The 25,736-nt window shown below is 40.9% G+C and carries 21 protein-coding genes; 5 read left to right on the forward strand and 16 right to left on the reverse strand.

Translation table 11 applies throughout. The annotated features are described in order from the left end of the window. Positions 1–35: 35 nt before the first annotated feature. Together CTY48_RS09535 and CTY48_RS09540 are read right to left on the reverse strand one after the other, a co-directional pair. On the reverse strand, positions 36–2,273 hold the full coding sequence (locus CTY48_RS09535; protein WP_099468270.1) for a DNA gyrase/topoisomerase IV subunit A: 2,238 nt from the start codon (positions 2,271–2,273) through the stop codon (positions 36–38). Positions 2,274–2,295: 22 nt separating this feature from the next. Then, a complete protein-coding gene (locus tag CTY48_RS09540; protein WP_099468271.1) occupies positions 2,296–4,215 on the reverse strand; it encodes a DNA gyrase/topoisomerase IV subunit B in 1,920 nt (639 codons plus the stop codon). A gap of 132 nt (positions 4,216–4,347) precedes the next feature. Here CTY48_RS09540 and CTY48_RS09545 point away from each other — a divergent pair, with 132 nt between their 5' ends. Continuing rightward, the gene (locus CTY48_RS09545) at positions 4,348–7,695 is read left to right on the forward strand and encodes a DUF5722 domain-containing protein (RefSeq protein ID WP_180272692.1); all 3,348 of its coding nucleotides are present in this window, start codon (positions 4,348–4,350) and stop codon (positions 7,693–7,695) included. A 73-nt stretch (positions 7,696–7,768) separates the two neighbouring features. Here the strand turns inward: CTY48_RS09545 and recG are convergent, their stop codons facing one another. The 4 genes from recG to CTY48_RS09565 all read right to left on the reverse strand — a co-directional run bounded on the left by recG (position 7,769) and on the right by CTY48_RS09565 (position 13,422). Beyond that, positions 7,769–9,826 (reverse strand): ATP-dependent DNA helicase RecG, encoded by a 2,058-nt coding sequence (gene recG, locus CTY48_RS09550; RefSeq protein ID WP_099468273.1) that lies wholly within the window; start codon positions 9,824–9,826, stop codon positions 7,769–7,771. A 69-nt stretch (positions 9,827–9,895) separates the two neighbouring features. Beyond that, positions 9,896–11,326, reverse strand: coding sequence for a DUF342 domain-containing protein (locus tag CTY48_RS09555; RefSeq protein ID WP_099468274.1), 1,431 nt, complete (start codon positions 11,324–11,326; stop codon positions 9,896–9,898). 53 nt (positions 11,327–11,379) lie between these two features. Further along, positions 11,380–13,047: a DAK2 domain-containing protein gene (locus CTY48_RS09560; protein ID WP_099468275.1), complete on the reverse strand. Its 1,668-nt coding sequence runs from the start codon at positions 13,045–13,047 to the stop codon at positions 11,380–11,382. A gap of 18 nt (positions 13,048–13,065) precedes the next feature. Beyond that, positions 13,066–13,422 carry an Asp23/Gls24 family envelope stress response protein gene (locus tag CTY48_RS09565; RefSeq protein WP_099468276.1) on the reverse strand — a complete coding sequence of 119 codons (357 nt, stop codon included), beginning with the start codon at positions 13,420–13,422 and terminating at the stop codon, positions 13,066–13,068. A 208-nt stretch (positions 13,423–13,630) separates the two neighbouring features. Here CTY48_RS09565 and rpmB point away from each other — a divergent pair, with 208 nt between their 5' ends. Continuing rightward, positions 13,631–13,819: a 50S ribosomal protein L28 gene (gene rpmB / locus CTY48_RS09570; RefSeq protein WP_099468277.1), complete on the forward strand. Its 189-nt coding sequence runs from the start codon at positions 13,631–13,633 to the stop codon at positions 13,817–13,819. A 259-nt stretch (positions 13,820–14,078) separates the two neighbouring features. On the opposite strand, the gene coaBC is transcribed toward rpmB, so the two are convergent. From coaBC to CTY48_RS09605, 7 genes are all read right to left on the reverse strand, one after another. Beyond that, positions 14,079–15,293 (reverse strand): bifunctional phosphopantothenoylcysteine decarboxylase/phosphopantothenate--cysteine ligase CoaBC, encoded by a 1,215-nt coding sequence (coaBC, locus tag CTY48_RS09575; RefSeq protein ID WP_099468278.1) that lies wholly within the window; start codon positions 15,291–15,293, stop codon positions 14,079–14,081. A gap of 131 nt (positions 15,294–15,424) precedes the next feature. Beyond that, positions 15,425–15,817 carry an aspartate 1-decarboxylase gene (gene panD / locus CTY48_RS09580; protein ID WP_099468279.1) on the reverse strand — a complete coding sequence of 131 codons (393 nt, stop codon included), beginning with the start codon at positions 15,815–15,817 and terminating at the stop codon, positions 15,425–15,427. A gap of 2 nt (positions 15,818–15,819) precedes the next feature. Beyond that, on the reverse strand, positions 15,820–16,674 hold the full coding sequence (gene panC / locus CTY48_RS09585; RefSeq protein ID WP_099468280.1) for a pantoate--beta-alanine ligase: 855 nt from the start codon (positions 16,672–16,674) through the stop codon (positions 15,820–15,822). 13 nt (positions 16,675–16,687) lie between these two features. Beyond that, positions 16,688–17,515, reverse strand: coding sequence for a 3-methyl-2-oxobutanoate hydroxymethyltransferase (gene panB, locus CTY48_RS09590; protein ID WP_099468281.1), 828 nt, complete (start codon positions 17,513–17,515; stop codon positions 16,688–16,690). A gap of 385 nt (positions 17,516–17,900) precedes the next feature. Further along, positions 17,901–18,314 (reverse strand): GerW family sporulation protein, encoded by a 414-nt coding sequence (locus CTY48_RS09595; protein ID WP_099468282.1) that lies wholly within the window; start codon positions 18,312–18,314, stop codon positions 17,901–17,903. Positions 18,315–18,325: 11 nt separating this feature from the next. After that, positions 18,326–19,375 (reverse strand): DUF2953 domain-containing protein, encoded by a 1,050-nt coding sequence (locus CTY48_RS09600; RefSeq protein WP_099468283.1) that lies wholly within the window; start codon positions 19,373–19,375, stop codon positions 18,326–18,328. Positions 19,376–19,384: 9 nt separating this feature from the next. Then, a complete protein-coding gene (locus CTY48_RS09605; protein ID WP_099468284.1) occupies positions 19,385–19,699 on the reverse strand; it encodes a hypothetical protein in 315 nt (104 codons plus the stop codon). 223 nt (positions 19,700–19,922) lie between these two features. On the opposite strand from CTY48_RS09605, the gene CTY48_RS09610 reads away from it, so the two are divergent. Beyond that, positions 19,923–21,290 carry a citrate/2-methylcitrate synthase gene (locus CTY48_RS09610; RefSeq protein WP_099468285.1) on the forward strand — a complete coding sequence of 456 codons (1,368 nt, stop codon included), beginning with the start codon at positions 19,923–19,925 and terminating at the stop codon, positions 21,288–21,290. A gap of 63 nt (positions 21,291–21,353) precedes the next feature. On the opposite strand, the gene CTY48_RS09615 is transcribed toward CTY48_RS09610, so the two are convergent. From CTY48_RS09615 to CTY48_RS09625, 3 genes are all read right to left on the reverse strand, one after another. Then, a complete protein-coding gene (locus CTY48_RS09615) occupies positions 21,354–22,979 on the reverse strand; it encodes a HAMP domain-containing sensor histidine kinase (RefSeq protein WP_099468286.1) in 1,626 nt (541 codons plus the stop codon). Beyond that, positions 22,969–23,640: a response regulator transcription factor gene (locus CTY48_RS09620; RefSeq protein WP_099468287.1), complete on the reverse strand. Its 672-nt coding sequence runs from the start codon at positions 23,638–23,640 to the stop codon at positions 22,969–22,971. Before CTY48_RS09620 ends, CTY48_RS09615 begins: the two co-directional genes overlap by 11 nt. Before the next feature lie 186 nt (positions 23,641–23,826). Further along, positions 23,827–24,174 carry a hypothetical protein gene (locus CTY48_RS09625; RefSeq protein WP_099468288.1) on the reverse strand — a complete coding sequence of 116 codons (348 nt, stop codon included), beginning with the start codon at positions 24,172–24,174 and terminating at the stop codon, positions 23,827–23,829. A 226-nt stretch (positions 24,175–24,400) separates the two neighbouring features. Between CTY48_RS09625 and CTY48_RS09630 the strand changes: the two genes are divergently transcribed. Continuing rightward, a complete protein-coding gene (locus tag CTY48_RS09630) occupies positions 24,401–24,790 on the forward strand; it encodes a response regulator (protein WP_099468289.1) in 390 nt (129 codons plus the stop codon). Further along, positions 24,790–25,680 (forward strand): chemotaxis protein CheX, encoded by an 891-nt coding sequence (locus CTY48_RS09635; RefSeq protein WP_099468290.1) that lies wholly within the window; start codon positions 24,790–24,792, stop codon positions 25,678–25,680. Before CTY48_RS09630 ends, CTY48_RS09635 begins: the two co-directional genes overlap by 1 nt. Positions 25,681–25,736 lie beyond the last annotated feature (56 nt).

Raw genomic sequence — 25,736 nt, forward strand, 5'->3', positions numbered from 1 at the left:
TGTGGGATTTTTGTTGTTACGATTATTCCGTTATCTTACACTCTTGCCTTTGTTCCTTTTGTATCTCTGCCCGCAATCTTTAGCCGATTCAGCGAGATTTCTTTGTCTTTATAAGTTATCTGAATTGATGTGTTTTCATCAAATTTATATATTTCTTCTACAAAATCGTCCTTGGCAAGCTTAATGCCCCTGACACCAATCGCACCACGCTTCTTCTGCGGAATTTCGCTGGACAAGAAACGCAGGAATATACCCTTATTGGTCTGGAGTACAATGTTTTGCACGCCGTCTATCATATCAATGGATACTAATTCATCACCGTCTGAAAGTTTTGTCGCCGCAATCGTTCTCTTTGCCACATCAAATTCTTCACCGCTAACCTGTTTCATCATACCGGCTTTCGTAGTAAAGAGGAACATTTTATCCTTTATCTCACTAAGCGGCAATACATAAATCAAATTTTCTTCACTGCTGTTGTAATTGCAAATATTATCAATCGGAATTCCCTTGTCCCTGAACTTTCCAAACGGCAAATCAAGAACCTTCAGGCTGTGCAGCATCCCCTTGTCCGTGAAAATACATATTTTATCCGTATTCATGCAGGAAAATACAAACCGGTTTTCGTTCAGTACCGTTTCCTTGTTTCGTTCAAACGCCGCTGTATCAATCGTCTTTGCATAACCGAAGCGGTCCATCAAAAATACTACCTCCTGCTCCTCTATCTTCTTCTCCTCATAGACAGCCTCCGCAGCATTTTCAATCACGGTTTTTCTCGGTGTTCCGTATTCCTTCTTAATCGCATCTAATCCCTTTTTAATCGTGGATAGCATCGTGGAGCGGTTGCTTAAAATATCCTCATATTTTGCAATATTTTTAAGCGTTGTATCATGCTCCTTCATCAAAGCTTCTATTTCCAGACCGATTAACTTATAAAGTCTCATTTCCAGAATGGCACTTGCCTGTCTCTCCGTAAATCTCAACTGGCTCGCATTTTTTTCTGAGGCTTTTGTCTTAAAGGTAATATTTTTTGTATTACCGGTTATGAGACAGTCTTTTGCATCTTTGATATTTTTGCTTCCGCGCAGTATTTCAATAATTAAATCAATTACATCGCACGCTTGAATCAAGCCTTCCTGTATCTCTTTTTTATCCAGCTCCTTTGCAAGCAATGTCTTATATTTTCTTGTTGTCAGCTCAATCTGGAAGTTTACGTTTCTTTTAATAATCTCCTTCAAGCCCATCGTCTCCGGCTTGCCGTCTGCAACCGCGAGCATATTGACTCCGAAGGTATCCTCAAGCTTTGTCTTTTTGTAGAGCATATTTAGGAGATTGTCAACATCCGCCGCCTTTTTCAAATCAAGAACAATGCGAATTCCGTCCTTGGAAGACTGGTTGGATATATCGATGATGTCTCCTGTCTTTTTTGTCTCCACGAGGGTACAGATATCATTTAAAAACTTTCCGATATTTGCACCTATCATCGGATAAGGTATCTCTGTTATAACCAGCTTATTCTTTCCGCCTTTGTCCGTCTCTGTCTTGACGCTTCCTCGTATTTTAATCTTTCCCTGACCGCACTCATAGATGGAAAGCAGCTCGTCCTTATTGACAACGCGTCCTCCTGTCGGAAAGTCAGGTCCCTTGATGTATTTCATCAGACCTTCCGTTGTAATATTCGGATTTTCTATGTAGGCTTTTACACCGTCGATTACCTCAGCCAGATTATGAGGAGGAATGTTTGTCGCCATACCGACTGCGATTCCATCTGCACCGTTTATCAAAAGGTTCGGTATCTTAACCGGAAGTACAGCAGGCTCTTTCTCAGTCTCGTCAAAGTTTGGCACAAAATCTACAATATCCTTGTCCAAGTCGGCAAGGTACGCTTCCTGCGTAATTTTTTCAAGACGTGCTTCTGTATAACGCATCGCCGCCGCACCATCTCCCTCGATAGAGCCAAAGTTACCGTGTCCGTCCACAAGAGGCAGCCCCTTTTTAAAGCCCTGCGACATGACAACAAGTGCATCGTAGATGGAAGAATCACCGTGCGGGTGATATTTACCCATCGTATCACCCACAATACGGGCACATTTACGGTATGGCTTGTCATATTTAATCCCCAGTTCATACATATCATACAGGGTACGTCTCTGAACAGGCTTTAAGCCGTCTCTTACATCCGGCAAGGCTCTTGCCACGATTACACTCATCGCATAATCAATATATGATTTCTGCATCACATCAGAATATTCTGTTTTTATAATCTGTTCATCCATAATAAATTATTTCCTCCGCTCTCTATATATCCAGCTCAGCCGTTTCAGCATATTCATAAATAAATGCCTTTCTAGGCGGAACTTCACTTCCCATAAGCATTTCCGTTACCTCAGAAGCCATTCTGGCGTCCTCAATCTCTACGAGCTTTAGCTTTCTCGTCTCCGGATTCAAGGTTGTTTCCCACAATTGATCTGCATCCATCTCTCCAAGTCCCTTATATCGCTGTAAGGTAAAGGAGCCTTTGTGACTCTTCCTGTATTTTTCAAGTGCCTTGTCATCATACAGATATTCTTCTTCACCTCTTGCAGGCATCGCCTTATACAGCGGCGGCATCGCAATGTAAACATGTCCCTCATAGATAAGCTCCGGCATAAAGCGGTAAAATAAAGTAAGCAGCAACGTACAGATATGAGCACCATCGACGTCCGCATCTGCCATGATGACAATCTTGTCATATCTTAGCTTCGTGATATCAAAATCATTTCCGTAGCCCTCGGAAAAACCACATCCAAAGGCATTGATCATCGTCTTAATCTCTGCATTTGCCAGCACCTTGTCGATGCTCGCCTTCTCTACATTTAAGATTTTTCCGCGGATCGGAAGAATCGCCTGAAAATTTCTGTTACGCGCTGTTTTTGCAGAGCCGCCCGCAGAATCTCCCTCCACGATAAAAATTTCACATTTGCTTGGGTCCCTGTTTTCACAGTTTGCAAGTTTACCGTTTGAGTCAAAGGAATATTTTTGTTTTGTCAGCAGATTCGTCTTTGCCTTCTCTTCCGCTTTACGAATTTTCGCTGCTTTTTCCGCGCATGACAAAACAGATTTCAGTGTCTCTAAGTTTTTGTCAAAGTAGCGCTGCAACTCATCTCCTGCCACCTTGCTTGTTGCCTTCATGGCATCCTGATTGTCAAGCTTTGTCTTTGTCTGTCCTTCAAAGCGAGGGGCAGGGTGCTTAATGGAGATAACAGCAGTCATACCGTTTCGGATATCCACACCTGTAAAATTCGCATCCTTTTCCTTCAATATACCAAGCTCTCTCGCATAGGAATTCATAACGGTCGTAAATACCGTCTTAAAGCCAGTCAAATGAGTGCCGCCTTCCGCATTGTATATGTTGTTGCAAAAGCCGAGAACGTTTTCATGGAATTCGTTGATGTATTGCAGCGCACCTTCTACTGTGATGCCGTCAACCTCGCCCTTAAAATAAATCGGCTCGTGCACTTGTTCTTTATTTTTATTTAAATCTAAGATATAGCCTAAGATTCCATCGGGCTCATGGTATTCGACATGCTCGATTTCCTCCCCACGTCTATCCTCAAAAATAATAGTCAGTTCCGGGTTTAGATAAGCAGTCTCGTGAAGTCTGCTCTTTACCTCGCTTCCCTTAAAGCGTGTTTTCTCAAAAATAGTATCATCCGGCAGGAAGTTGATTGTCGTTCCTGTCTCCTTTGTCTTTCCAAGCGTCGGCAGAAGCCCTTTCTCCAATTCCAGCGCAGGAATTCCTCTTTCATAGCGATCATGGTGGATATAGCCCTCTCTGCTGATTTTAATATCCAAATAGGTAGACAGAGCATTTACAACAGAGGAACCAACCCCGTGAAGCCCGCCGCTTGTCTTATAGACGGAATCATCAAATTTTCCTCCCGCATGCAATGTCGTGAAAACAACACGCTCAGCGGAGACTCCTTTTTCATGCATTCCAACCGGTATCCCTCGCCCGTTGTCTGCTATTGTCGCGGAGCCATCTGCCTCCAAAACAACCGTGATGCGGTTACAAAAGCCTGCTAAATGCTCGTCAACCGAATTGTCTACAATTTCATATATTAAATGATTTAATCCTTTTCTTGACACACTTCCAATGTACATACCGGGTCTTTTTCTGACTGCCTCTAACCCCTCTAGCACCGATATACTGGAAGCATCATATGTTGTCTGTTTCATTTCACTTCATCCCTCTCCTATTTTTCAATCCGCTTTATAATACACGAAAATTTAAAAAAAGTCTAGCTCCTAGTTGTTCACACAATTTTCACATGTTATAATAATCTTACTTTTACTATGAGGAGGAGAGTTATGAGAAATCACAAAAAGAAAATTTTTAAACGTTTTATTTCCTTTGCTACCTGTTTTTTGATCACCGCAGAATCTCTTGCCGGATATGGCAGTATCACAGCAAATGCTGTTTCTGTGACTGACAGCAGCGTTGTATCAACAGAAATCGGTGCTGCTTCGGACAATAATTTGGAGGCAGATACCACTTCTATTTCAGACACTAATTCTGATACACATACCGATACCTCTTCTTTGGGCAGTGAAAATACAGCGGCAGCTACTCAGACAGACAACGAAGTGGCTACCGGTGACACAACTGCTTCCATTGACGAGGAGGTTACTGAACGTGTATCTCTTAACACCAGCAATTTCCCTGATGAATATTTCCTATCCTATATTTGTGAGAACTTTGATCAAAACGATGATAACACTTTGTCTAAGAAGGAAATTGATTCTGTTACCAAAATTGACGTCAGTAATATGGGGATTGTTTCCTTAGAAGGTCTTTCCTATTTTATTGCTCTGGAAGAATTAGATTGCAGCAATAACCAACTGACAACACTTGAGCTTGGAACTCTCACAAAGCTTGTCTCTTTGGACTGCTCCTTCAATAGACTTATCGGTCTGGACCTGACCAAAAACTCTGCTCTGACTGCTCTTTCCTGCCTCCAAAACGCAAGAGACATTCAAATTGATGAAAATAGCAGCTTTTATTTGACTGATTTAAAAGGCTTTTCTATCAGCGATACAACGGACTGGACCTGTGAATACACTGTTGAGGATACATTATTTACTTTTTCCGATGACTTGTCCTCCAACATCGTTTCCTATTCGGTTAATACAGTAAGCCGTGAGCTGACAGAGGAACCTGTTATATTTACACTTGTTCTCTATACAGAGGATTTTACTGAGGTTGCCGTTGACGAAGCAACATTCCCCGATTCCGCTTTTCGCGATATGCTTCTTTCTTCCTATGATATAGACAAAGACAAAAAGCTTTCGTCTGAGGAAGGCAATGCCATTACGAATATGGATATTTCCTCCTATGGAATAAAGGATTTAACCGGCATTACACACTTTACCAATCTGGTTTACTTAAATTACAGCATTTCTCAGTCGGAAGAGCTTGATTTCGGCATCCTTTCCGACTCTGTTTTATTGTATTGTGACAAGAAACCTGTTTTAACCGAGGATGTAGCAGCTGCCGACGAGTCCGCCTCACCTGAGGCAACAGAATCTGCCGACACCGAGCAGGCACCGGATACTGCTGGAGCAGAGGATACTCTTCCATCCTCTGGTGATGCAACTCCAATCTTTGACGCAAACGGAGCAAAAGTAAACAAAGTGACCTATGACATTATCTATAAGTTGAACGGAGGTACAAATTCTGTCGATGCACCTGAAACCTTCATTGGCGGAGAAACTGTGACACTGCCTATCCCTTCCAAAAAAGGCTTTCAGTTTGATTGCTGGTACCTAGACAGCAATTATGCAACTCCCATTACCATCATTTCTACGAATACCGCTTCCGATGTGACAGTCTACGCAAAATGGACTCAATTAAGCGTGAGCTCCACAACAAAAATCACGAGCGCTAAAGCCGCCGGAAAAGGTAAAATGTCAGTCTCCTATCAGGTCATGGACGGAGTGAAAGGCTATGAGATACTTTGCTCGACCTCCAAAAATTTTAAAGATAATATCAGAACAATGACCTCCTCAAAGACCAGCCTTACCATCAAAAATCTTATTAAAAACAAAACCTATTATGTGAAGGTCCGAGGTTATTTGGTCGATTCTTCAGGTGAAAAAGTATACGGAGCGTACAGTCTTGTTAAAAAAGTCAAAATAAAATCCGGAGTATCTGAGACAACTGCCACTGCTTCCTCCGCAAAAATCAGCAGTACCAAAATAACAGACAAAGAAAATGTCACAATAAAAGCAAAAACAAGCAAGATTGTAAAGAGCAAGGACACTTATTACTATTTGTTTGCACTTCCTTCTACGCAAACCACCTTAAAGAAATTAAAGCCGATTGCAAAGGCAGAAAAATCTACCTCTTTCTCCTTTACTGCTCCCTTGGATAAGAACGGGAATAATAGTATTTTACAGTCAAAATTTGTAATTGCAGTAAAGCAGAAATCCGGTTATAAAATCATTAGTTCCGCACAATATATTTCCAACCCAGAGGGAGCCGCCGATTACACCTATGCATTCCCAACTGCCCCTACAAAAAAGGGCTTACAAGGTTATGAATCAAATTTAGGTATTAACCATACGGTTATCAATATTGAAATTAATGATTTAATTGCCACCAAAAATGAATATAATTCCAGTTCAACAGAACAATTCAGTTACAAAGGAAAAACCTATTATTTTAGGCGTGATGCGGCAGCCATGTATGCTAACACGGCAAAATCCTTTGCCAATGACGGCGCAACCGTGTATGCCATTCTTTTGCTCGGCTGGAGCAGTAAAACAAATTTGATTACTCCTGCTGCACGAACAGAAGGCTATGCTTACTATGCATGGAATATGAAAGAGCAGAAGGTAAAAGAACAGTTGGAAGCAACCATGGCTTATTTTGCAGATTACTGCTACAGCCTGAAAACAAGCAGTCCTGTTATCGCCGGCTGGATTGTCGGGAACGAGGTGGACAACTTTGACACTTGGAATTATGCCGGTACAAGCAACTTTGATTCCTATGCAAAAACTTATGCAGACACCTTTCGTCTTGTATACAATGCAACAAAGAGCGTTTATTCTAACGCGCGTGTATATATTTCACTCGACCATATGTGGGCTATGTCAAATGAAGGCTCTTACGGTTCCAAAGCCTTTTTGGAAAAGTTTAACTCCATTTTAAAATCGGAAGGAAACATTGACTGGGATATTGCGTACCACCCATATCCGGTTCCGCTTACTGATGCGAACTTCTGGAACAACGATTACTTAAGCAACAATGAAAACTCACCGATTGTCAATATGAAAAACTTATCCGTGTTAACAAACTATGTAAAAAAACATTATGGAAAAGACAAGCGTGTTATCCTATCGGAGGTCGGTTTTACCTCCAACAGCGGAAAAAAGGTTCAAGCCGCTGCTATCGCCTATGCCTATTATGTGGCCGAATTCAATCCGATGGTCGATGCCATTATGATGCGCAGTCTGCATGACGCACAGGTTGAAGTTGACCAAGGATTAAGCTTTGGTATCACAGGAAAGCCCGCATATAATGTCTATAAATATATGGACACGCCAAAATCCGAGAGCTACACAAAATCTTACTTGAAGGTAATTGGTGCAAAATCATGGAAATCCATTGTTCCAAACTATAAGGCAAGTAAATTCAAAAAAATGCCAAGCAGATAGTATTGTGAATCACAAGAGGCAGGTCATTTCAAGTGACTTGCCTCTTTTATATATATTATGCGGACTTGTCCGCCTACAAGCTCAGATTCTCAAGCCCGTAATTCAAATATTTTTCAAGCTTCTCCCTCAATCTCTCATGCTCAGGCAGCTCAAGCTTTTCATCCTCTTGCAGCAATAAGGCAGCTGCATCACTTGCATACTGTAATACGGACGCATCTGTAAACACATCTCCTATCTTAAACTCCAGCACACCGCTCTGCCGGATTCCGAATAAATCTCCGGGGCCTCGAAGCTTCAAGTCCTCGCTTGCAATAAAAAATCCGTCATTTGACTTATTTAATATTTCCAAACGGCTCTTTGACGCCTTGCTGTCTGAGCCATTTACGAGTATACAGTAGGACTGGTGCTTTCCACGCCCCACTCGACCTCGAAGCTGGTGAAGCTGTGCAAGACCGAAGCGCTCTGCATTTTCAATCATCATAACCGTGGCATTCGGCACATTCACACCTACCTCCACAACAGTTGTTGAGACGAGTACCTGAATGTCATTTGCGGCAAACCGCTCCATAATGTCATTCTTTTCCTTCGCCTTCATCTTTCCATGCAGATATTCCACTTTGATCGTATGCGGAAGATTATTTTTGAGCAGTTCCGTGTATTCTATGACATTTTCTGCCTCTATATTTTCACTCTCCTCCACCATCGGACATATGATGTAAGCCTGTCTTTTGCTCTCCACCTCTTTTTGAATAAACTTGTAAGCGGTAGGACGATAACTACTGTTTACCACACAGTTTTTAATGACCTGTCTCTCCGCCGGCAGCTCATCAATCACGGAAATATCCAAATCTCCATATAAAATAATTGCCAGCGTTCTGGGAATCGGAGTGGCACTCATGACAAGGACATGCGGATCATTTCCCTTATTGGACAGAGTTTCCCTCTGCCTCACACCGAAGCGGTGCTGCTCATCCGTGATGACAAGTGCAAGATTACAGTAATTTACCTTGTCCTGAATCAAAGCGTGAGTTCCCACTATTACGTTTGCCTCTCCCCGTTCGATTTCCTCATACACCAATCTTTTTTCTTTTGCTGTCATAGAGCCTGTCAAGAGAACCGCACGGTAAGGCAAGCCGTATTCCTCAAACAATCTCACAATCGAATCATACTGCTGCTTTGCAAGAACCTCCGTCGGTGCCATAAAAGCAGACTGATAACCGCTGCCCGCTGCCATAAGAATTCCAAGTATGGCAACAATCGTCTTTCCTGAACCAACATCACCTTGAACAAGCCGGCTCATTACCGTCTCCCCAAGCATGTCCGCTTCTATCTCATGCCAGACCTTTATCTGTGCCTTGGTAAGCTGATAAGGAAGCTTTTTAATCAGCTCCTCTGCCTCAACCGATTTTTTTAAAGAAAATTCATTGCTTGCCTTCTCCTTCTTCTCCTTTAGCTGCCGAAGCGCCATGATAAAAAGGAAAAATTCATCAAATACGAGTCTCGCTCTCGCTTTTACCAAGTCATCCATATTTTTCGGAAAGTGGATGTTTTCAATGGCAAAATTATATTCTGCAAGCGCATACTCTTTTCGTATGTCAGCCGGAAGATATTCCTGCACAATATCCTTTTGCTCCATTACCTGTCTTACTGCCTTTGTCACTGTGTTATTCGTAATTCCGGCTACAAGACTGTATTTAGGCTGCATGGACTCCACAATAGCACCATATTCCTCCAATTGGTAAATCTGAGGCTGCTCCATCGACAACCTTCCGTTTTTATTAATGATTCGCCCGCGCAAAATAAGCCTGTATCCAGGTCTCAATGTATTTCGCAAAAAGGGCATATTGTACCAGGTGATATTCAGCATACCACTCTCATCCTGCACGATACCTGCCACAATCTGCAAATTTCTCACTCTCTTGATTTCCAGATTTTTTACAATCGTTCCTTTTACAGCCGCTACCTCATCATTTTTTAGCTGACTAATCAAAACAGGCTCCTTGTACACATCATAGTCCCTCGGATAATAGCCGATTAAGTCCTCCACTGTGAAGACGCCCATTTTTTGAAATAAACTGCTTGTCTTTTCACCGACACCTTTTAAATCAATTACCAAAGAATCTTTATTCATCCTGACACAGCCCCATTTTCCATAAACTTAACTACAAAGAGAGAACCCTCTTCGATTCTCTCTCATCACTTACTTGTTTACATTCATTGACTTCTGTACGGCATTTTCTTCCCATATATTCGAATAAATTCTAATTTCGCTCTCTTTATTTAAGAATGTAATGTTCCGGTAAATATCATGAATAATACTGGAAACACCATTGATTCTCACATATGTATTGGGAAAAACACGTCCTGCAACCACAATATTACCAGATACGGAGCGCTTTTTCTGGCTCATAAGCTCCTCTTTCATCCTGCACTGCTCATTGTATTTTGCCGTCTTTTCAATCTTTTCTTTTAGAACCTCGCTCCTGATATTCAAAAGAAGAGGGCTTGGCTTTGTCTTAATCTTCTCACAAATCCGATTCAGCTTCTGCTCAAGCTCAGAAATCTCCTCTTTCAGCTTATTAACACTGTCTTCTACCTGTTGATACTTATAGTAAAAGTCCGTTCCAACACCGATTTCCATCTGCGTCTGCAGATGAGCGGTATTTCCGACTACGGAGGCTGAAATTGCCTCTATCGCTCTCACATGACCGCCTATGATAGCACCTCTTTGCCCTGAAACAATCACCTTTTTGTTCGCGTATATATCACAGTTTAAAATATAGTTCGAAAAAATATTTCCGTTGGACACTACCGTTGTATTCTCCAGAAACTTCGCCGATATATTTCCCTTCGCAAAAACATACCCGCTGCCGTCTCCCTGCATTCCGTTTCGCAGTAGAATATTCTTTCCGGCAAGCAACGTAGAGGATTCCACATGCCCGTTTACAGTAATATTTCCCACCGTTTCAATTCTGGCTCCCGCAAACACATTGCCCTGAACAAGAACATCGCCGCAAAAACCAATCGGTTTGGCGTTGCTGTCCAAATCCCCTTCAACTACATATAATTGGGAGACCTTCAAAAGCGTTCCGTCAAAATCAATCTTTCCGTCAAAATCGGAGTAATAGCAGTTTTCCCCCTCCTTCACGGTAAATCCTTTGCCGCGAATCGGCTTTAATTCTTTAACAGGAGGAGGCTGTAAAACAGTACCTGATACACTGACACCTGTTGTCCCGGGAACGGCCGGATGGTATTCTACGAGCAGATCGTTTTCATGGCACAGTACCATTTCTCCCAGCACGTTATAATCTACGGTACCGTCCTCCAATATAATTGTACCGGTAAACGGTTCCGTATTAAAATAATATTTGTAGTATCCGTTCGTTCCTTTCACTGCAGCCGTTCCTTTTGCAACGAGCACCCTCACATAGGCCTCTCGCTCATTCAGCATAACTGCAATTCTTGTCTTGTCAATGCCATATGTCACATTGTGATGATTCAACAGCTCCACTACATTATCGACGGTATACTCTGATATATCCTCTGTAAACTCTAAATAAGCTTCCACCTTATCACTTGAAATAATAACCCTCGCCGCCTTCTCAAGCGCCCTCAGTTCTTCCTTCAGCATACACTCCCTCACAGAATATAACTTCTGTTCTCCCCTTTACGAATTAATATCTGCTATTCAACTGAAACAATATAATAATAAATCGGCTGTCCTCCAAAGTGAACCTCAATGTCACAATCGGAATATTCCTTTGCAATCTTATCGGCAAGCTCCTGTGCCGCATCTTCCTCAATTTCCTGTCCATAATAAATACTGATTAATTCTGTTTCCTCATCAATCAACTCTTTTATCATGTCCCTTGTAACCTTATCAACCGCATTTCCCACTGTAAGAATAGAGTGGTCGCCGATACCCATAATATCGTTTTCTTTTATCTCTTTTCCGTCTATATTTGTGTCTCTGACTGCGTAGGTTACCTGTCCGGTCTTTACTCGCTCAATTTCTTCCTGAATATTCTTCTCATTATCCTCCGGAGATTTATCCGGCACATAATTGATGACTGCCGTAATTCCCTGCGGAACAGTCTTTGTCGGGATCACAAATATGTTCTTATCCTCCACAAGTGCCTTTGCCTGGTTTGCTGCCAGAATGATATTTTTATTATTCGGAAGGATAAATATATTATCTGCATTTACTTTTTCAATTGCGTTTAACATATCTTCCGTGCTTGGATTCATCGTTTGTCCGCCTTCAATCAGGTAGTCCACTCCGAGCTCCTTAAATATTTCATTGATTCCTTCGCCGATTGACACCGCAATAAAACCAACGTCTTTTCTCGGCTCTTCCTTCTTAGCTGTCTCAGCCTGAATCTGTGCCATTTTTTCAGCGTCTTTGATTAATCTCTCATGATGTTCCTCACGCATGTTGTCAATCTTCATGCTGGTGAGTGAACCATACGTCAAACCTCTCTGAATTGCAAGTCCCGGGTCGTTCGTATGTACATGAACCTTTACAATGTCATCATCAGAAACAACAACTAAAGAATCACCAATAGAGCCTAAATATTCCTTGAATTCATGCTCTGTTTCCATCGTATATTCTTTTTCCAGCATAACGATAAACTCAGTGCAATACCCAAATTTGATATCTGTAGGCTCTGCGCTTCCTACAGCTCCCTTATTAATAGAAAAGCTGTTTGAACCTGTGATGGACAAATCCAACTCCTTGCCAAGAAATGCGTCAAATCCGCCTTTCACCACCTGCATAAGTCCCTGTCCGCCGGAATCAACTACGCCTGCCTGCTTTAAAACCGGAAGCATCTCCGGTGTCTGACTCAATACATAGTCACCATATTCAATAACCTGTCTGATAAATTCTTCTAACTCATCAACCTCGTCAACAATCTCGGAACACTTATCTGCCATTCCTTTGGCAACGGTTAAAATTGTTCCTTCCTTCGGTTTCATAACTGCCTTATATGCTGTCTCAACTGCCTTTTGAAAGGCATTTGTTATAATAAACTTATCAATCTCTTCGTAATTCTTAATAACCTTAGTAAAGCCTCTGAAAAGCTGTGAAAGAATAACGCCCGAATTACCTCTGGCACCTCTTAATGAGCCTGATGAAATTGCCTTTGCCAAGTCTGCCATAGACGGATTGGATAGAGCACTTACCTCTCTTGCTGCTGCCATAATTGTCAATGACATATTTGTTCCCGTATCCCCATCCGGTACCGGAAACACATTTAGCTCATTAATCCATTCCTTCTTAGCCTCAATATTTTTTGCGCCTGCCAAAAACATCTTTGATAGCATTTCGGCATCTATTCTGTTAACTGTCACAATATGTTCCTCCTTAAATTAATCTATAACGCGAACGCCTTCTACAAAGATGTTAATCTTCTCAACTTCCATTCCGGTAAATTCCTCAACTTTGTATTTTACGTTACTAATAAGATTATCTGCTACTGTTGAAATGCTTACGCCATATGAAACAATAACATGAAAATTTAAAATCAATTTGTTCTCAATAACATCTACTGTAATGCCATGCGTCAGACTGTCCCTTTTTAGTAGCTTTACCAAGCCATCCTTCACATTTACTGCCGCCATACCTACGATCCCGAAGCATTCTACTGCCGTAGACCCTGCATAGTTTGCAATCACCTCTGTATCTATAAGCACCTCGCCATAGCTATTACTCATACGTCCTTTCATTCTTACTACCTCCACTTTTATTTTCAATTTAATTCTACATTTTACTTTTCTATAATCATGCGATTAAAAATAGCATGGGATAATATGTATTATAACCTCTTTTCTATAAAAATGAAATATGTTTTTAACTTTTTTATTTTTTCCTTGCATTGTCCTTCCATATCTGATAGAATAGTTTTGTTATGATTTCGTGTAAGGAGGTGCTGATATGGCAAAGTGTTCAGTTTGTGGAAAAGGTGCTCACTTCGGAAACAATGTGAGTCATTCTAATAGAAAGACAAGTAAAATGTGGAAATCTAACGTGAAATCCGTTAGAGTTAATTTAAGCAACGGTGGTGCAAAAAAAATGTATGTTTGTACTTCTTGTTTAAAGTCAGGCTTAGTAGAGCGTGCTTAATTTTTTATTTTCTAAGCTGTCCATCAAAAAGGCACATATAAAAAGATTTGTTTAAACCTTTTTATATGTGCCTTTTTTTATCTTAAATTTTTTCAACAGCAAAATAGGTTATATCCCAACACTAAAAATCCAAAAACAAGTATCCACCCTAATAAGTCGCTTTGGAGTAATAGCATCAAGAACATTCCAAATGCCATCCAAAATAGAATAAAGCCGATTAATCTTTTCATTACTCCATCCCAGAATCTTGCTTACCCTATTATATGCAGAATTGCTTCATACCATTATAGTTTTTTAAAATTTCATCTACAATATTTTGAGCTGCTTCCTCTTTTGTCATAATCGGAAGACTCTTACTCTCCTGCTTGGTAATCACCGTCACAATATTGGTGTCCGTGCCAAAACCTGCTCCCGCTTCCTTTAAGTTATTTGCCACAATCATATCAATGTTCTTTTTTTGAAGCTTTATCTTGGAATTTTCCAGCATATTCTCTGTTTCCATTGAAAACCCGCAAATGAATTGATTATCGCTGCGGTTTTCTCCCAAAAATTTCAGGATATCCGTTGTCCTTGTCACATCAATCTGCATATCGCCATCGGATTTTTTTATCTTATTGTCACTTGTGTAAACCGGTGTGTAGTCTGCTACCGCTGCACACTTCACAATGACATCCATCTCTTTGTAACGCTCTTTCACCGCCTCGAACATATCCTTGGCACTCTCTACCTCTATTGTTTCTACAAACAGCGGAGTGTCAATGTGCGTCCTTCCTGTGACAAGCAAGACCTCTGCACCTCTGAGCATACAGTTTTTTGCGATAGCATAGCCCATTTTACCACTGGAGTGGTTGGTGATAAAGCGCACCGGATCGATGCTCTCCTGCGTCGGACCTGCTGTGACAAGAACCTTCTTTCCAAGCATGTCCTTGCTGCAGGCGATTTCCTTTAAAATATATTCAAGAAGCGTTTCCGGACTTGGCATTTTTCCCGCTCCTGTATCACCACATGCCAAATATCCGCTGTCTGCCTGAATCACTTCAAAGCCATAGCGCTCCAGCTTTTCCATGTTGTCCATGACAATCGGATTTGTATACATATTAGTGTTCATAGCAGGAGCTACGATTATCTTGCACTTACATGCGAGTGCCGTAGTCGTCAGCATATCATCTGCTATTCCGTTTGCCAGCTTCCCAATCACATTTGCACTTGCCGGGGCAATCATACATATATCAGCTTTTTTTGCCAGTGAGACGTGCTCTACCTGATATTGAAAATTACGATCAAATGTATCAACCAAGCATTTATTTCCGGTTAAGGATTCAAAGGTAATCGGATTTATAAAATTAGTGGCATTTTTCGTCATAATGACGTTCACATCCGCGTGAAGCTTCGCAAGCGCACTTGCAAGACTTGCTATTTTATATGCCGCAATGCTTCCAGTTACTCCTAATATAACGGTTTTGCCTTTTAGCATTCTATCATCTCCTTTTTTATTTCATAATTATACCATAAATACTAAGCTCGTGAAATACCTCGCTAAGGATTTAGGTATATATCTTGCTAAGCTCGAAAACACCTCGCTAAGCGCGATTATAATATCATACTTTAAAGCATATCGGAAAGTTTTCCGTGTTTCTCATAATTCGTCTCTTGTACTATTTTGTTCTCCTCATCTACAAATAATACCTTAGGTTTATGCTCCTTTGCCTCAGCCGCGTCCATCTGGGCGTAGCACATGATAATGACATGATCGCCCACCTGAACGCATCTTGCTGCCGCTCCGTTTAAGCAAATCATACCGCTGCCTCTCTCCCCTGCTATGGTATAGGTTTCAAAGCGGTTTCCGTTCTCCACGTCTACAATCTGCACCTTCTCGTATTCGAGTATTCCTGCCTTCTCTAATAAATCTTCATCTATCGTGATACTTCCCACATAGGACAGCTCTGCCTGTCTCACAACTGCCCTGTGTATCTTTGACTTTAACATGGTGATTGTCACAATTACACCTCCGCTTTTTCCATAATAAAATTATCAATCAGCCTCGTCTTTCCTATGTATACCGCGATTGCCACGAGTACATTTCCTTCGATTATCTCAACCGGCTCAATCGTATCAAAACTTACCAGTTCTACATAATCAATTTTTGCAAGAGGCTCCTTCTCTATTATGTCACAAATATGACTTTTTATTTTTAAAGCACTCTTCTCTCCTGCCTCGATTTCTTTCTTCGCCTCCGTCAACGCGAGGTTTAACACGACCGCTGCCTTTCGCTCCTCTTTGGAAAGATATGTATTTCTGGAACTTTTTGCGAGTCCGTCTGTTTCCCTTATAATTGGGCAGCCGATAATCTCAACATCAAAATTTAGGTCCCTGACCATTCTTTTTATAACCGCTAACTGTTGAGCATCCTTTTGCCCGAAATACGCCTTGTCAGGCGCCACGATATGAAACAGCTTGCTCACGACAAGACACACGCCTTGAAAATGTGTCGGTCTGGATTTTCCGCAAAGCTCCTTTGTAAGTCCCTCTATGCCTACATAGGTGCTGTTTGCCTTCTCGTACATCTCCTCCGGCTCCGGATGAAAAATCAAATCAGCGCCTGCTTCCTCGCATACTTTTTTATCTCGCTCAAAATCTCTCGGATAGCTCTCTAAGTCCTCCGTGGGGCCAAACTGTGTCGGGTTGACAAAAATACTGACAACCACCTTATCGGTTTCTTCATCCGCCCGTCTGATCAGGCTTTCATGTCCTTCATGCAAATATCCCATGGTAGGGACAAAGCCAACACTTTTCCCCTCTCTCTTCCACTCTTTTACCTGATTTCTTACCTCTTGTATCGTCCTTGCAATTATCATCTCAAAATCCTCCCTAGTATAATTTCGCTATCACATCATCATCAATCTGATAACAATGCTCTTTTGCCGGAAAGCTCTCTTCACGAACTTCCTTTTGGTATGCGGCAAATGCCTTTTTCATCTCATCTCCCACATTACCGAACCGCTTTACAAACTTAGGTGTGAAATCCGAAAACATACCAAGCATATCTTGATAAACAAGCACTTGACCGTCACATCCTGCCCCTGCGCCAATTCCTATCGTAGGAATAGAGATTTTGTCTGTAATAAGCCTCGCGAGCGCCTCGGGTACGCATTCAAGAACAATTGCAAAGGCTCCTGCCTCCTCAAGTGCCATCGCATCCTCCAAAAGTTTCTTCGCTGCCTTCTCACTTTTCCCCTGCACCTTAAAGCCGCCAAACGCATTGATTGACTGGGGTGTAAGCCCTAGATGCCCCATAACGGGTATCGAGGCATTGACAATCGCCTTAACCTGCTCTGCCACTTCTCTACCACCTTCAAGCTTAACAGCTCCTGCTCTTCCCTCTTTCAAAAGCCGTCCCGCATTGACAACTGCATCATAGACGGATGTCTGATAGGATAAAAACGGCATATCCGCGATAACAAGGGCATTCTTGCAGCCGTTTGCAACCCCTTTGGAATGATGTATCATATCCTCCATTGTGACAGATATGGTATCCTCATAACCTAAAATAACCATCCCCAGTGAATCGCCGACCAAAACAGCATTCACTCCCGCTTCATCCATCAGCTTTGCCGTGGAATAATCATAAGCGGTGAGCATCGTTATCTTTTCTTTCTTATTTTTTGCTTCCTGAAATGTTACGACTGAATTTTTCATAAAAAAACCTCCAAAATTTTATTTTGGAGTTGTATTATCAAAAATCATATGATGGTTCACTAAATAAAACCAGATATAAGACGATTATTCCGATTACTTCAAGCCCATAAAGTCTTGTTCCGCAGATACAAGCTTCTTTGCTTCCAAAATAACAGGACAACCAAGGTGACATTTAGTTCTTCATCAGATGCAGTTTCAACGAATACCGCTCCATAAAAAGAATAGCACACTCTTACCGATTTTTCAAGTAGAGTGCTATGTTCTATGATAGGAAATTCGAAAGAATTTCCTATCATAGAACATACTATTTATGCGCACGAATGCAAGAGGACGATATCACTACGTGATTGCATTCGGCGCGACAAAGTATTTGTTCACTTGTATCTTACTCTTTTGCTTCAGATGCAGTGGATTTGATTGCATCCTCAATATCCTTATTCATATTCACGTCCTGCTTAGAAGCTCCTCCCGTGAACTTGTTTACCAAATCCGGCACCATATCCAATATTTTTGTAACACCGTCCTGATTTTTTATGTTAACCAGTTTTGTGTGTCCGTTTTGAATCACCAGCACGGCACTTGGTGACATCTTACCGCCCATACCGCCGCCGCCGTTGTTCTTCTTTCCGTCGTCTGTAAAAGCACCGCCCGCAACGCCGAATGAAACGTCAATAAGCGGAAGAATGATGGTATCTCCCACCGTAATTGCATCGCCCACCACTGTTTTGCTTGTGATAAAGCTATCCATTCCTTTAAAAAGTGACCCCATTGTTGTACTAAAGCTATTATCTGCCGACATGTCTGTTCCTCCTAATCCATTATCATTTTATAGCATCGTTTTACGTTTTCATCTCGATATAATTTCCACCCAATAAGCAGCAGCCTTGCAAGGGTTACTCTGCCTCTCATATAGACATCCCCCTCTAAAACAGTTTCCTCAAAATCCGGTACAATATGTGCATTGTTTTTATAAAGAGGCATCAACATTCCGAAAATGCCGAGAATTTGTCCCGTTAAAGCCGGGTCACCTGTACCAAATTTTAAATTAACCTTATATTTTCTTGGTCTGATATGCTTAAGGGCTATAATAAGCTGGTCTTTTGCAAGGGAAAATGCCTGACGGTTTCCTTCATCCGTCAAAAACTCCTGCACCTCTCTCAGCTTCTCTCTTATGTTTTTCGCGATCTGTTTCATTTTGTTCCAGAAATTTTTTATCGCTTGAAAAAATCTTTTTATCTTATCAATAATTTTTTTAATGGAAAAATTAATCTTCCTTTTTTTGGCTTTCGGCACCGGTACTTTTTCTTCTGCCTTGCCCTTTATCTTATCTTCCGGTTTCTTTTCCTGCTTGTCTTCTCCAGTTCGGCTGATTTCCTTTATCTCCGGTCCATCCGCATCTATCCTGGCAGCCTGCTTTTCTTCTGATACAGCTTCGTCTGTCGGCCCTGCTTCCGGTTTATCCTCGTCCGGCTGACTAATCTGCTTTATCTCTGGCTTATCTTTGTCCGCCTGACGCCTGCGCTTTTCCTTCGGCTTCTTTTTGGCACCTTTCTTGGTTCGCTTTTTCCCTGTAAAAAACACTTTTATTTTTCCGAAAAAGCTTTTCCAGCTTTCAACGGGAATGCCCAAAATCCGAAAGCTATTGGTCAGCCCTTCCTCGTCCCAATAAAGTTTAAAATGAAGAAAATGAAGCAGCCATGAAGCGTTCACCTTCGCATGCATCTCAGTTCCCTTGACGGCATATGCCTGATACCTGACCGGTACAAATAAAACAAGTGCGAGCAAAAAAAGTACAAGAAGTAACAAAGCTAGTAACACAATACCGATTATCTTTAGTATAACCAATAATACATGCAGCATATTCTACTCCTACCGTTCGTTCGTTATATATTGCCTAATTCGAAAATCGCCCGTATTCTGATAGAGTTCCTCCACAATTTTTGCTGCCAGCTCCACCGCTTCGTCATAACCGCAGGCAATTCCCACAATGAAAAAATCCTGTTTTCTGTAATACGGCTGCAAAAAGACGGAAGAATTCCATATATCCAAAAGATTTTCTTCATTGGATGCCAGCGTAATCAGATATACATCTAACATTCCTGCACCATGTTTTACCTTCCAGACAATTTCATATCGTTTTTTTTTCGCAGTTTTTCCAACATATAACTTACGATACCATCTCATTACCATTTCCTCGCAGCTAAAATCCATTTATTGCTATACATAATTTTTATTATCAGAGTAACAACACTTCTGATAATTTATCTTACCACACTCCCCATAATTTTAACAACGTTTTTTGCAATAAACATAATTTTTCCTTGTAAAAAGTGGCTTTTTTATGCTATCATGGAAAAGTATATAATTTTATACCTTAAATTAATACTTGAACAAAGGGGGAACAACAATGAATGTAAACAGCCTATCAAAAATAACTGATACCATCCTTGATTTATCAAAACTTTGTACCAGTACCGGTCAGATTGACCCGAGCTTATATACAAAATACGAAGTAAAACGAGGTTTGCGCGACATTAATGGTAAGGGTGTATTAGCCGGTCTGACAGACATTGCAGAGGTAAAGGCTTATACCATCGAAGACCACGAGCTTGTTCCATGCGAAGGAAAATTATACTACAGAGGAATTGATGTGGAGGACATCGTAAAAGGCTTTATCGACGATGACCGTTTTGGATTTGAAGAGGTAACCTATCTTCTTCTCTTCGGAAAACTGCCTACCAAAAAAGAACTCATTGATTTTACTACAGTACTGGCGAATTATAGGACACTGCCCACAAGCTTTGTAAGGGATATTATTATGAAAGCACCAAGTCAGGATATGATGAACACCCTTGCCCGAAGTGTATTGACCTTATATTCTTACGACGATAACGCAGATGACACTTCTCTGCCAAATGTACTTCGTCAATGTCTCCAATTAATCAGCTTATTTCCACTATTGTCCGTATACGGCTATCAAGCATACAGTCATTATCATGACGGAAACAGTCTCTATATCCACGCACCACAGCCGGAGCTTTCCACCGCTGAAAATATTCTCTATATTCTCAGACCGGACAGCAAATATACGCCTTTGGAGGCAAAAATATTAGACATTGCATTGGTTTTACATGCCGAACACGGCGGTGGTAATAACTCAACCTTTACCACACATGTGGTTACTTCCACAGGTACAGACACCTATTCAGCTATTGCCGCATCACTAGGTTCCTTGAAAGGTCCACGCCACGGCGGTGCCAACATCAAGGTTATCAAAATGTTTGATGATATGAAAACAAAGGTGAAAGACTGGTCTGATGAGGAAGAAATTTCTACATATCTGACTGCTCTCCTTCACAAGGAAGCATTTGATAAAGCAGGCTTAATTTATGGTATCGGCCATGCTGTTTATTCTCTTTCTGATCCGAGAGCCGATATTTTCAAAGGCTTTGTTGAGCGTCTTGCTACAGAAAAGGGACGAAACGAGGAATTTATGCTCTACTCTATGGTAGAAAAACTAGCGCCTGTCGTTATCGCAAAAGAGCGGCAGATGTACAAGGGAGTCAGTGCTAATGTAGACTTCTACAGCGGTTTTGTGTATAGCATGCTTGATTTACCGCTAGAGCTGTACACACCAATTTTTGCTATTTCCAGAATAAGCGGCTGGAGTGCCCACCGTATTGAGGAAATTATAAATAATGGAAAAATTATAAGACCTGCTTATAAAAGTATTGCAAAGCATTCGGAATACCGACCTTTACATGAACGTGATTAAAATTTTCTACAATATAAAAAAGCTGTCAATTGACAGCTTTTTTTGTATGTTATACTTTTAAGTTTATTCCTCAAAACCGCGTTCTACCCTGTTGCTCTTACTTGTTTTCGTCCACTCTAATTCAAACCAGAACGTGCTTCCCTGATCTACCTCGCTTATCACGCCGTAATTTGCCTCGTGAAGCACCAGTATATTCTTTACGATTGACAGCCCAAGCCCAGTTCCCATAACCGCCCGCTTATGAGTCTTATCCACCTTATAATAGCGTTCCCAGACATATTTTATGTCCTTCTCCTCAATACCAATTCCGGTATCGGTCACTTCTATCCGAACCCTGTTTCCGTCAACACGCTGTTTTACAGATACTTTTTTGTCATCGCCGGTATAGTTGATTGCATTGTTAATCAGATTGTATATGACCTGATAAAGCTTGAATTCATCTGCCTCTACCCAGACATTTTCATTATAATCAAAAGTAATTACATAACCGTCCTGTTCCACAAGCTTCGCATATCTGGTTATAATCTGCTTGATGCTCTCCGTCAAGTCATACTCCTTGGTTTTCTGTTCCATTACGCCTGCCTGCAATTTCGAAATATCCAGCATATCATTTACCAGATTGGTAAGTCTCCTTGATTCATCAATGACGACCTGTATATTCTCAGGAGTATTTTCACCCGGCAGATCCCGCATTACCTCCGAATACGCAATAATCATAGTCAAAGGAGTTCTAAGATCATGGGAGATATTTGCTATCAGTTCTCTCTGAAGATTCTCCGCTCTTCCAAGCTCCTTTGCCGTATAGTTTAATGTGTCAGAAAGCTCTGTGATTTCCTTGTAATCCTTTCCGTTAAACTCCACCTGAAAATCTCCGTTTGCCAGCTCTTTTGCCGTCTGATTCACCTTCACAATCGAGCGTGAAATCTTTTTGGACACGAGTAACGCAATGCCTAAGGACAATAAAATCATAAGCACAGAGATACAGATAAGCTGTACCTGAATCGTATGAACCGTAGCATCTACCGGGGTAAGCTGTGCATTTACCATTACAATGCACTCCTCACCGTCTACTGTAGAAATATCCGCGTAGGTAACATTTTGATATTCCCCCGCTCTAAAATTAAAAAGAGGTTTGTTTCCGAAATCTCTCGGCTTGTCTTCCTGGCTGATTTGAGGGGCATCTGAAGGGATGTCCGACGGTATACCGCGGGAAGAGTCATCTCCTGCATCGTCCGGTCTGGCTCCTGTTTCTTCCTCGCCGATGCCAGGCATCGGTGCGTTTTCTATAATTTCCTCCATCGTATCGGGCGCCTCGTGGTTTATGACGATTCTGCCGCCCTCTTCTTTGCTTCGCTCAAAATATTCCTGAATCTTTTCCTTGGATATCACGCTGTTGGCAAAGGAGCGGTAATATTCAGAAGAATACAACGTTCTTCCGTCTTCATTGCCGATTAAAATATAAACCTCATAATCCTCACTTATTGTATTGATTGTACTTTCTAAATCCTCTGCATCCAGATTTCCCTGAAGTACCTCCAGTGCCTGCTCCAGCTCATTTTTTTTAATCGCGGTATAAAAAGAATCCAGATAAACAGTTTGAAAAAGCCATAATAGTATCAAAAGAATCGCAGTAAATCCTAAAAGATACTGAAATACCTTCCATTTAAGACTTAGCTTTTCATGCCTCAAAGCGGTATCCCACCCCTCTTAGTGTAACGACGAACTTCCTATACTCTCCAAGGCTGCTTCGAAGCAGCTTTACATGCGTATCCAGCGTCCTGTCCTCCCCAAAATAATCATAGCCCCATACATCTGTGATAAGCTTATTGCGCGTCAGTGCGATATTTCTATTTTTCACCATATAAAACAGCAAATCATACTCTTTCGGCGTCATATCAACCCTCTGTCCGTCAATGGTAACCGTTCTTCCCGTAAAATCAACCTCCAGCCCTTCCGCTGAAAAGATTTCTCTTCCCTGCTGCGTATCCTTTGCATTTCTTGAAATTACGACCTTCACTCTCATCATCAATTCTCTCGGTGAAAACGGTTTTACAACATAATCATCAATCCCAAGCTCAAAGCCATGTATCCTGTCATATTCCTCACCTCTGGCAGACAGCATAATAACCGGTATCTTTTTAATTTTATTTATCTCTCTACACGCCGAAAAGCCATCTAACTCCGGCATCATGATGTCTAATATCATCACATCAAAATCCTCTGCCTTACATTTTTCAACAGCCTCCATGCCGTTTGCCGCCTCAACGATTTGATATCCCTCAAACTCAGCATATTTCTTAATAATTGCTCTAATTCTATCTTCGTCATCGACCACTAATATCTTACTCATATGCAACCTCCATTTTACACTTTAATGCTATTACTATAGCTTACAATTGTGTTAGTCATGTGTTGATATCATTAAGTAATTATAAATCCAAAAAGCTCTTTCCATAATATAACAAAACAGACAGCTCCTTATTTTCTTTGCCATAAGGGGCTTGTCTGCTCTGTTTGCATTTTATTTTTTTACTGTCTAGGCTGACAGATATTTTTTGCTTGCTTTTGTCGAAACATAGGCAAACCATACTACTATAACGAAAAATCCACCAAAGGTCACAGTCTGTATCATTCCAAGTGCCGCATAATAAGAGCTGTAAAGCCCTACAACACTATAAATTAATGTACAAACGGCAAAAAACAGCACTCTTGGATACATATAGTTAATATATCCCGGCAAATCTTTGCTTTTCTGAAGATTAACATTTTTACTCACAAGCCAGCCAACCTTCAGTTCACCCTTCGTTTTCATCAGATAAGCCGAATATAGCATATACACTCCACAGGCAAGTATAATACCATCAATAATCCCGCCAAATTCCATCGTTTTTCCTCCAAACTTCATGTGAAATAATTACTATTAAGATTATACCTATTTTTTCGATATTTTACAATATCTATATCGTTTTTTATACAAACATACCCGTTCTTTGTAATTTTCGAATTATTTTATATTTTTATCTTTCATTTACGTTGAAACATTTGGATATTTGTTGTAAAATAATAGCAGAACGGAATAAACTTAATTCTATAAAATAGGGGGAATTAATATGAATCTGAAAGATATTACTGTACTGATATGCGATGATTCCATCTTATTTAGAAAACAAATGAAAGATTTTTTTGCTTCACATGACTGTACTTCTGTTATAGAGGGGATGAACGGTCAGGAGGCAATTGATGCCTACAAGGAACATAAACCGGATATTGTTTTTCTAGATATTATAATGCCGAGCAAGACAGGCATCGAAGCGACAAATGAAATCATCGAATACGATCAGAATGCTTATATTGTAATGTTTTCTTCTGTTGGTACACATCAGTATTTGAAGGATGCTATTTATGCTGGTGCTAAGGATTTTCTTCAAAAGCCTTTTGACGCCCATCTGATTGAGGCTGTCATTGAGGTTTACTTTTCTACGCGGGAGGGAAGCAATTAATGTATACTCAATTTTTTGGAAATTATCTTCTCAATAAACATCTCATTACATTAGAGCAGCTGATGGAGGCAATACAAAACAAAAATACAATCCATATGAAGCTCGGTGTTCTCGCCATACATAACGGCTACATGACAGCAAACGACGTAGAACGTGTACGCATTAAGCAGACACAAAAAGATAAACGTTTTGGTGAAATTGCAGTGGAGGAAGGTTTTTTGACCCATTCTCAGGTTAATGATCTTTTAAACGCTCAGACACCGGACTATCTTCTTCTCAGTCAGCTTCTTGTTGATAAGGGATATCTGACAATGGAGCAATTTCAGACTGCTATGGTGGAATATCAGTCACTTTATGAGCTTACCGATTTGGATTTCTCTCACGAGCAAAATAAAAAGGTAAATGCGTTGATACGGGAATTTTATGAGTTTGATGAGTTAGAAGACGATAATTTGCGAGAAATGCTGTATTGTTATATCACGTTATTGTTTAATTCGATTATTCGTTTTGTAGGTGATGACTTTACACCTTATCCGATTGTCAAAATCGGCGCCTATCCTATCACGTGGTGCGTTTCACAGAAAATAACAGGTGAATTTTCCCTGCACACAGCACTTGATATGGACGAAAGCACATTAATTGCTTTTGCTTCCAGATACGTAGGGGAACGCTTTACTTCAAATAATGAATATGTAAAATCCTCGATGGAGGACTTCATCAACTTAAATAACGGACTGTTTGCCGTGAATATTTCCAATAACTATTCCAAGGCATTATCCTTACAGCCTCCTCTTACTGAAAATGATGTACTGTTTGTGCCGCAGGCACCTCTTTATTACATACCTATACATTTCACATTTGGTACTGTAAATGTTATGTTCGTAATTTAAAAAATACCGGAGAATTCAAACGAACTCTCCGGTATTTCTATTTATGTGCACCTCGC

The organism is Konateibacter massiliensis (assembly GCF_900184995.1).
Lineage (GTDB): Bacteria > Bacillota > Clostridia > Lachnospirales > Lachnospiraceae > Lachnotalea > Lachnotalea massiliensis.

Excerpts from the sequence above, each read along its gene's own strand:
- CTY48_RS09610 (WP_099468285.1), top strand. The coding sequence starts at position 19,923 with ATGAATGTAAACAGCCTATCAAAAATAACTGATACCATCCTTGATTTA.
- CTY48_RS09540 (WP_099468271.1), bottom strand. The coding sequence starts at position 4,215 with ATGAAACAGACAACATATGATGCTTCCAGTATATCGGTGCTAGAGGGG.
- CTY48_RS09605 (WP_099468284.1), bottom strand. The coding sequence starts at position 19,699 with ATGAGATGGTATCGTAAGTTATATGTTGGAAAAACTGCGAAAAAAAAA.
- CTY48_RS09595 (WP_099468282.1), bottom strand. The coding sequence starts at position 18,314 with ATGTCGGCAGATAATAGCTTTAGTACAACAATGGGGTCACTTTTTAAA.
- CTY48_RS09545 (WP_180272692.1), top strand. The coding sequence starts at position 4,348 with ATGAGAAATCACAAAAAGAAAATTTTTAAACGTTTTATTTCCTTTGCT.
- CTY48_RS09630 (WP_099468289.1), top strand. The coding sequence starts at position 24,401 with ATGAATCTGAAAGATATTACTGTACTGATATGCGATGATTCCATCTTA.
- recG (WP_099468273.1), bottom strand. The coding sequence starts at position 9,826 with ATGAATAAAGATTCTTTGGTAATTGATTTAAAAGGTGTCGGTGAAAAG.
- CTY48_RS09620 (WP_099468287.1), bottom strand. The coding sequence starts at position 23,640 with ATGAGTAAGATATTAGTGGTCGATGACGAAGATAGAATTAGAGCAATT.
- CTY48_RS09535 (WP_099468270.1), bottom strand. The coding sequence starts at position 2,273 with ATGGATGAACAGATTATAAAAACAGAATATTCTGATGTGATGCAGAAA.
- panB (WP_099468281.1), bottom strand. The coding sequence starts at position 17,515 with ATGAAAAATTCAGTCGTAACATTTCAGGAAGCAAAAAATAAGAAAGAA.
- CTY48_RS09555 (WP_099468274.1), bottom strand. The coding sequence starts at position 11,326 with ATGCTGAAGGAAGAACTGAGGGCGCTTGAGAAGGCGGCGAGGGTTATT.
- CTY48_RS09600 (WP_099468283.1), bottom strand. The coding sequence starts at position 19,375 with ATGCTGCATGTATTATTGGTTATACTAAAGATAATCGGTATTGTGTTA.
- CTY48_RS09625 (WP_099468288.1), bottom strand. The coding sequence starts at position 24,174 with ATGGAATTTGGCGGGATTATTGATGGTATTATACTTGCCTGTGGAGTG.
- coaBC (WP_099468278.1), bottom strand. The coding sequence starts at position 15,293 with ATGCTAAAAGGCAAAACCGTTATATTAGGAGTAACTGGAAGCATTGCG.
- panC (WP_099468280.1), bottom strand. The coding sequence starts at position 16,674 with ATGATAATTGCAAGGACGATACAAGAGGTAAGAAATCAGGTAAAAGAG.
- rpmB (WP_099468277.1), top strand. The coding sequence starts at position 13,631 with ATGGCAAAGTGTTCAGTTTGTGGAAAAGGTGCTCACTTCGGAAACAAT.
- CTY48_RS09565 (WP_099468276.1), bottom strand. The coding sequence starts at position 13,422 with ATGAAAGGACGTATGAGTAATAGCTATGGCGAGGTGCTTATAGATACA.
- CTY48_RS09635 (WP_099468290.1), top strand. The coding sequence starts at position 24,790 with ATGTATACTCAATTTTTTGGAAATTATCTTCTCAATAAACATCTCATT.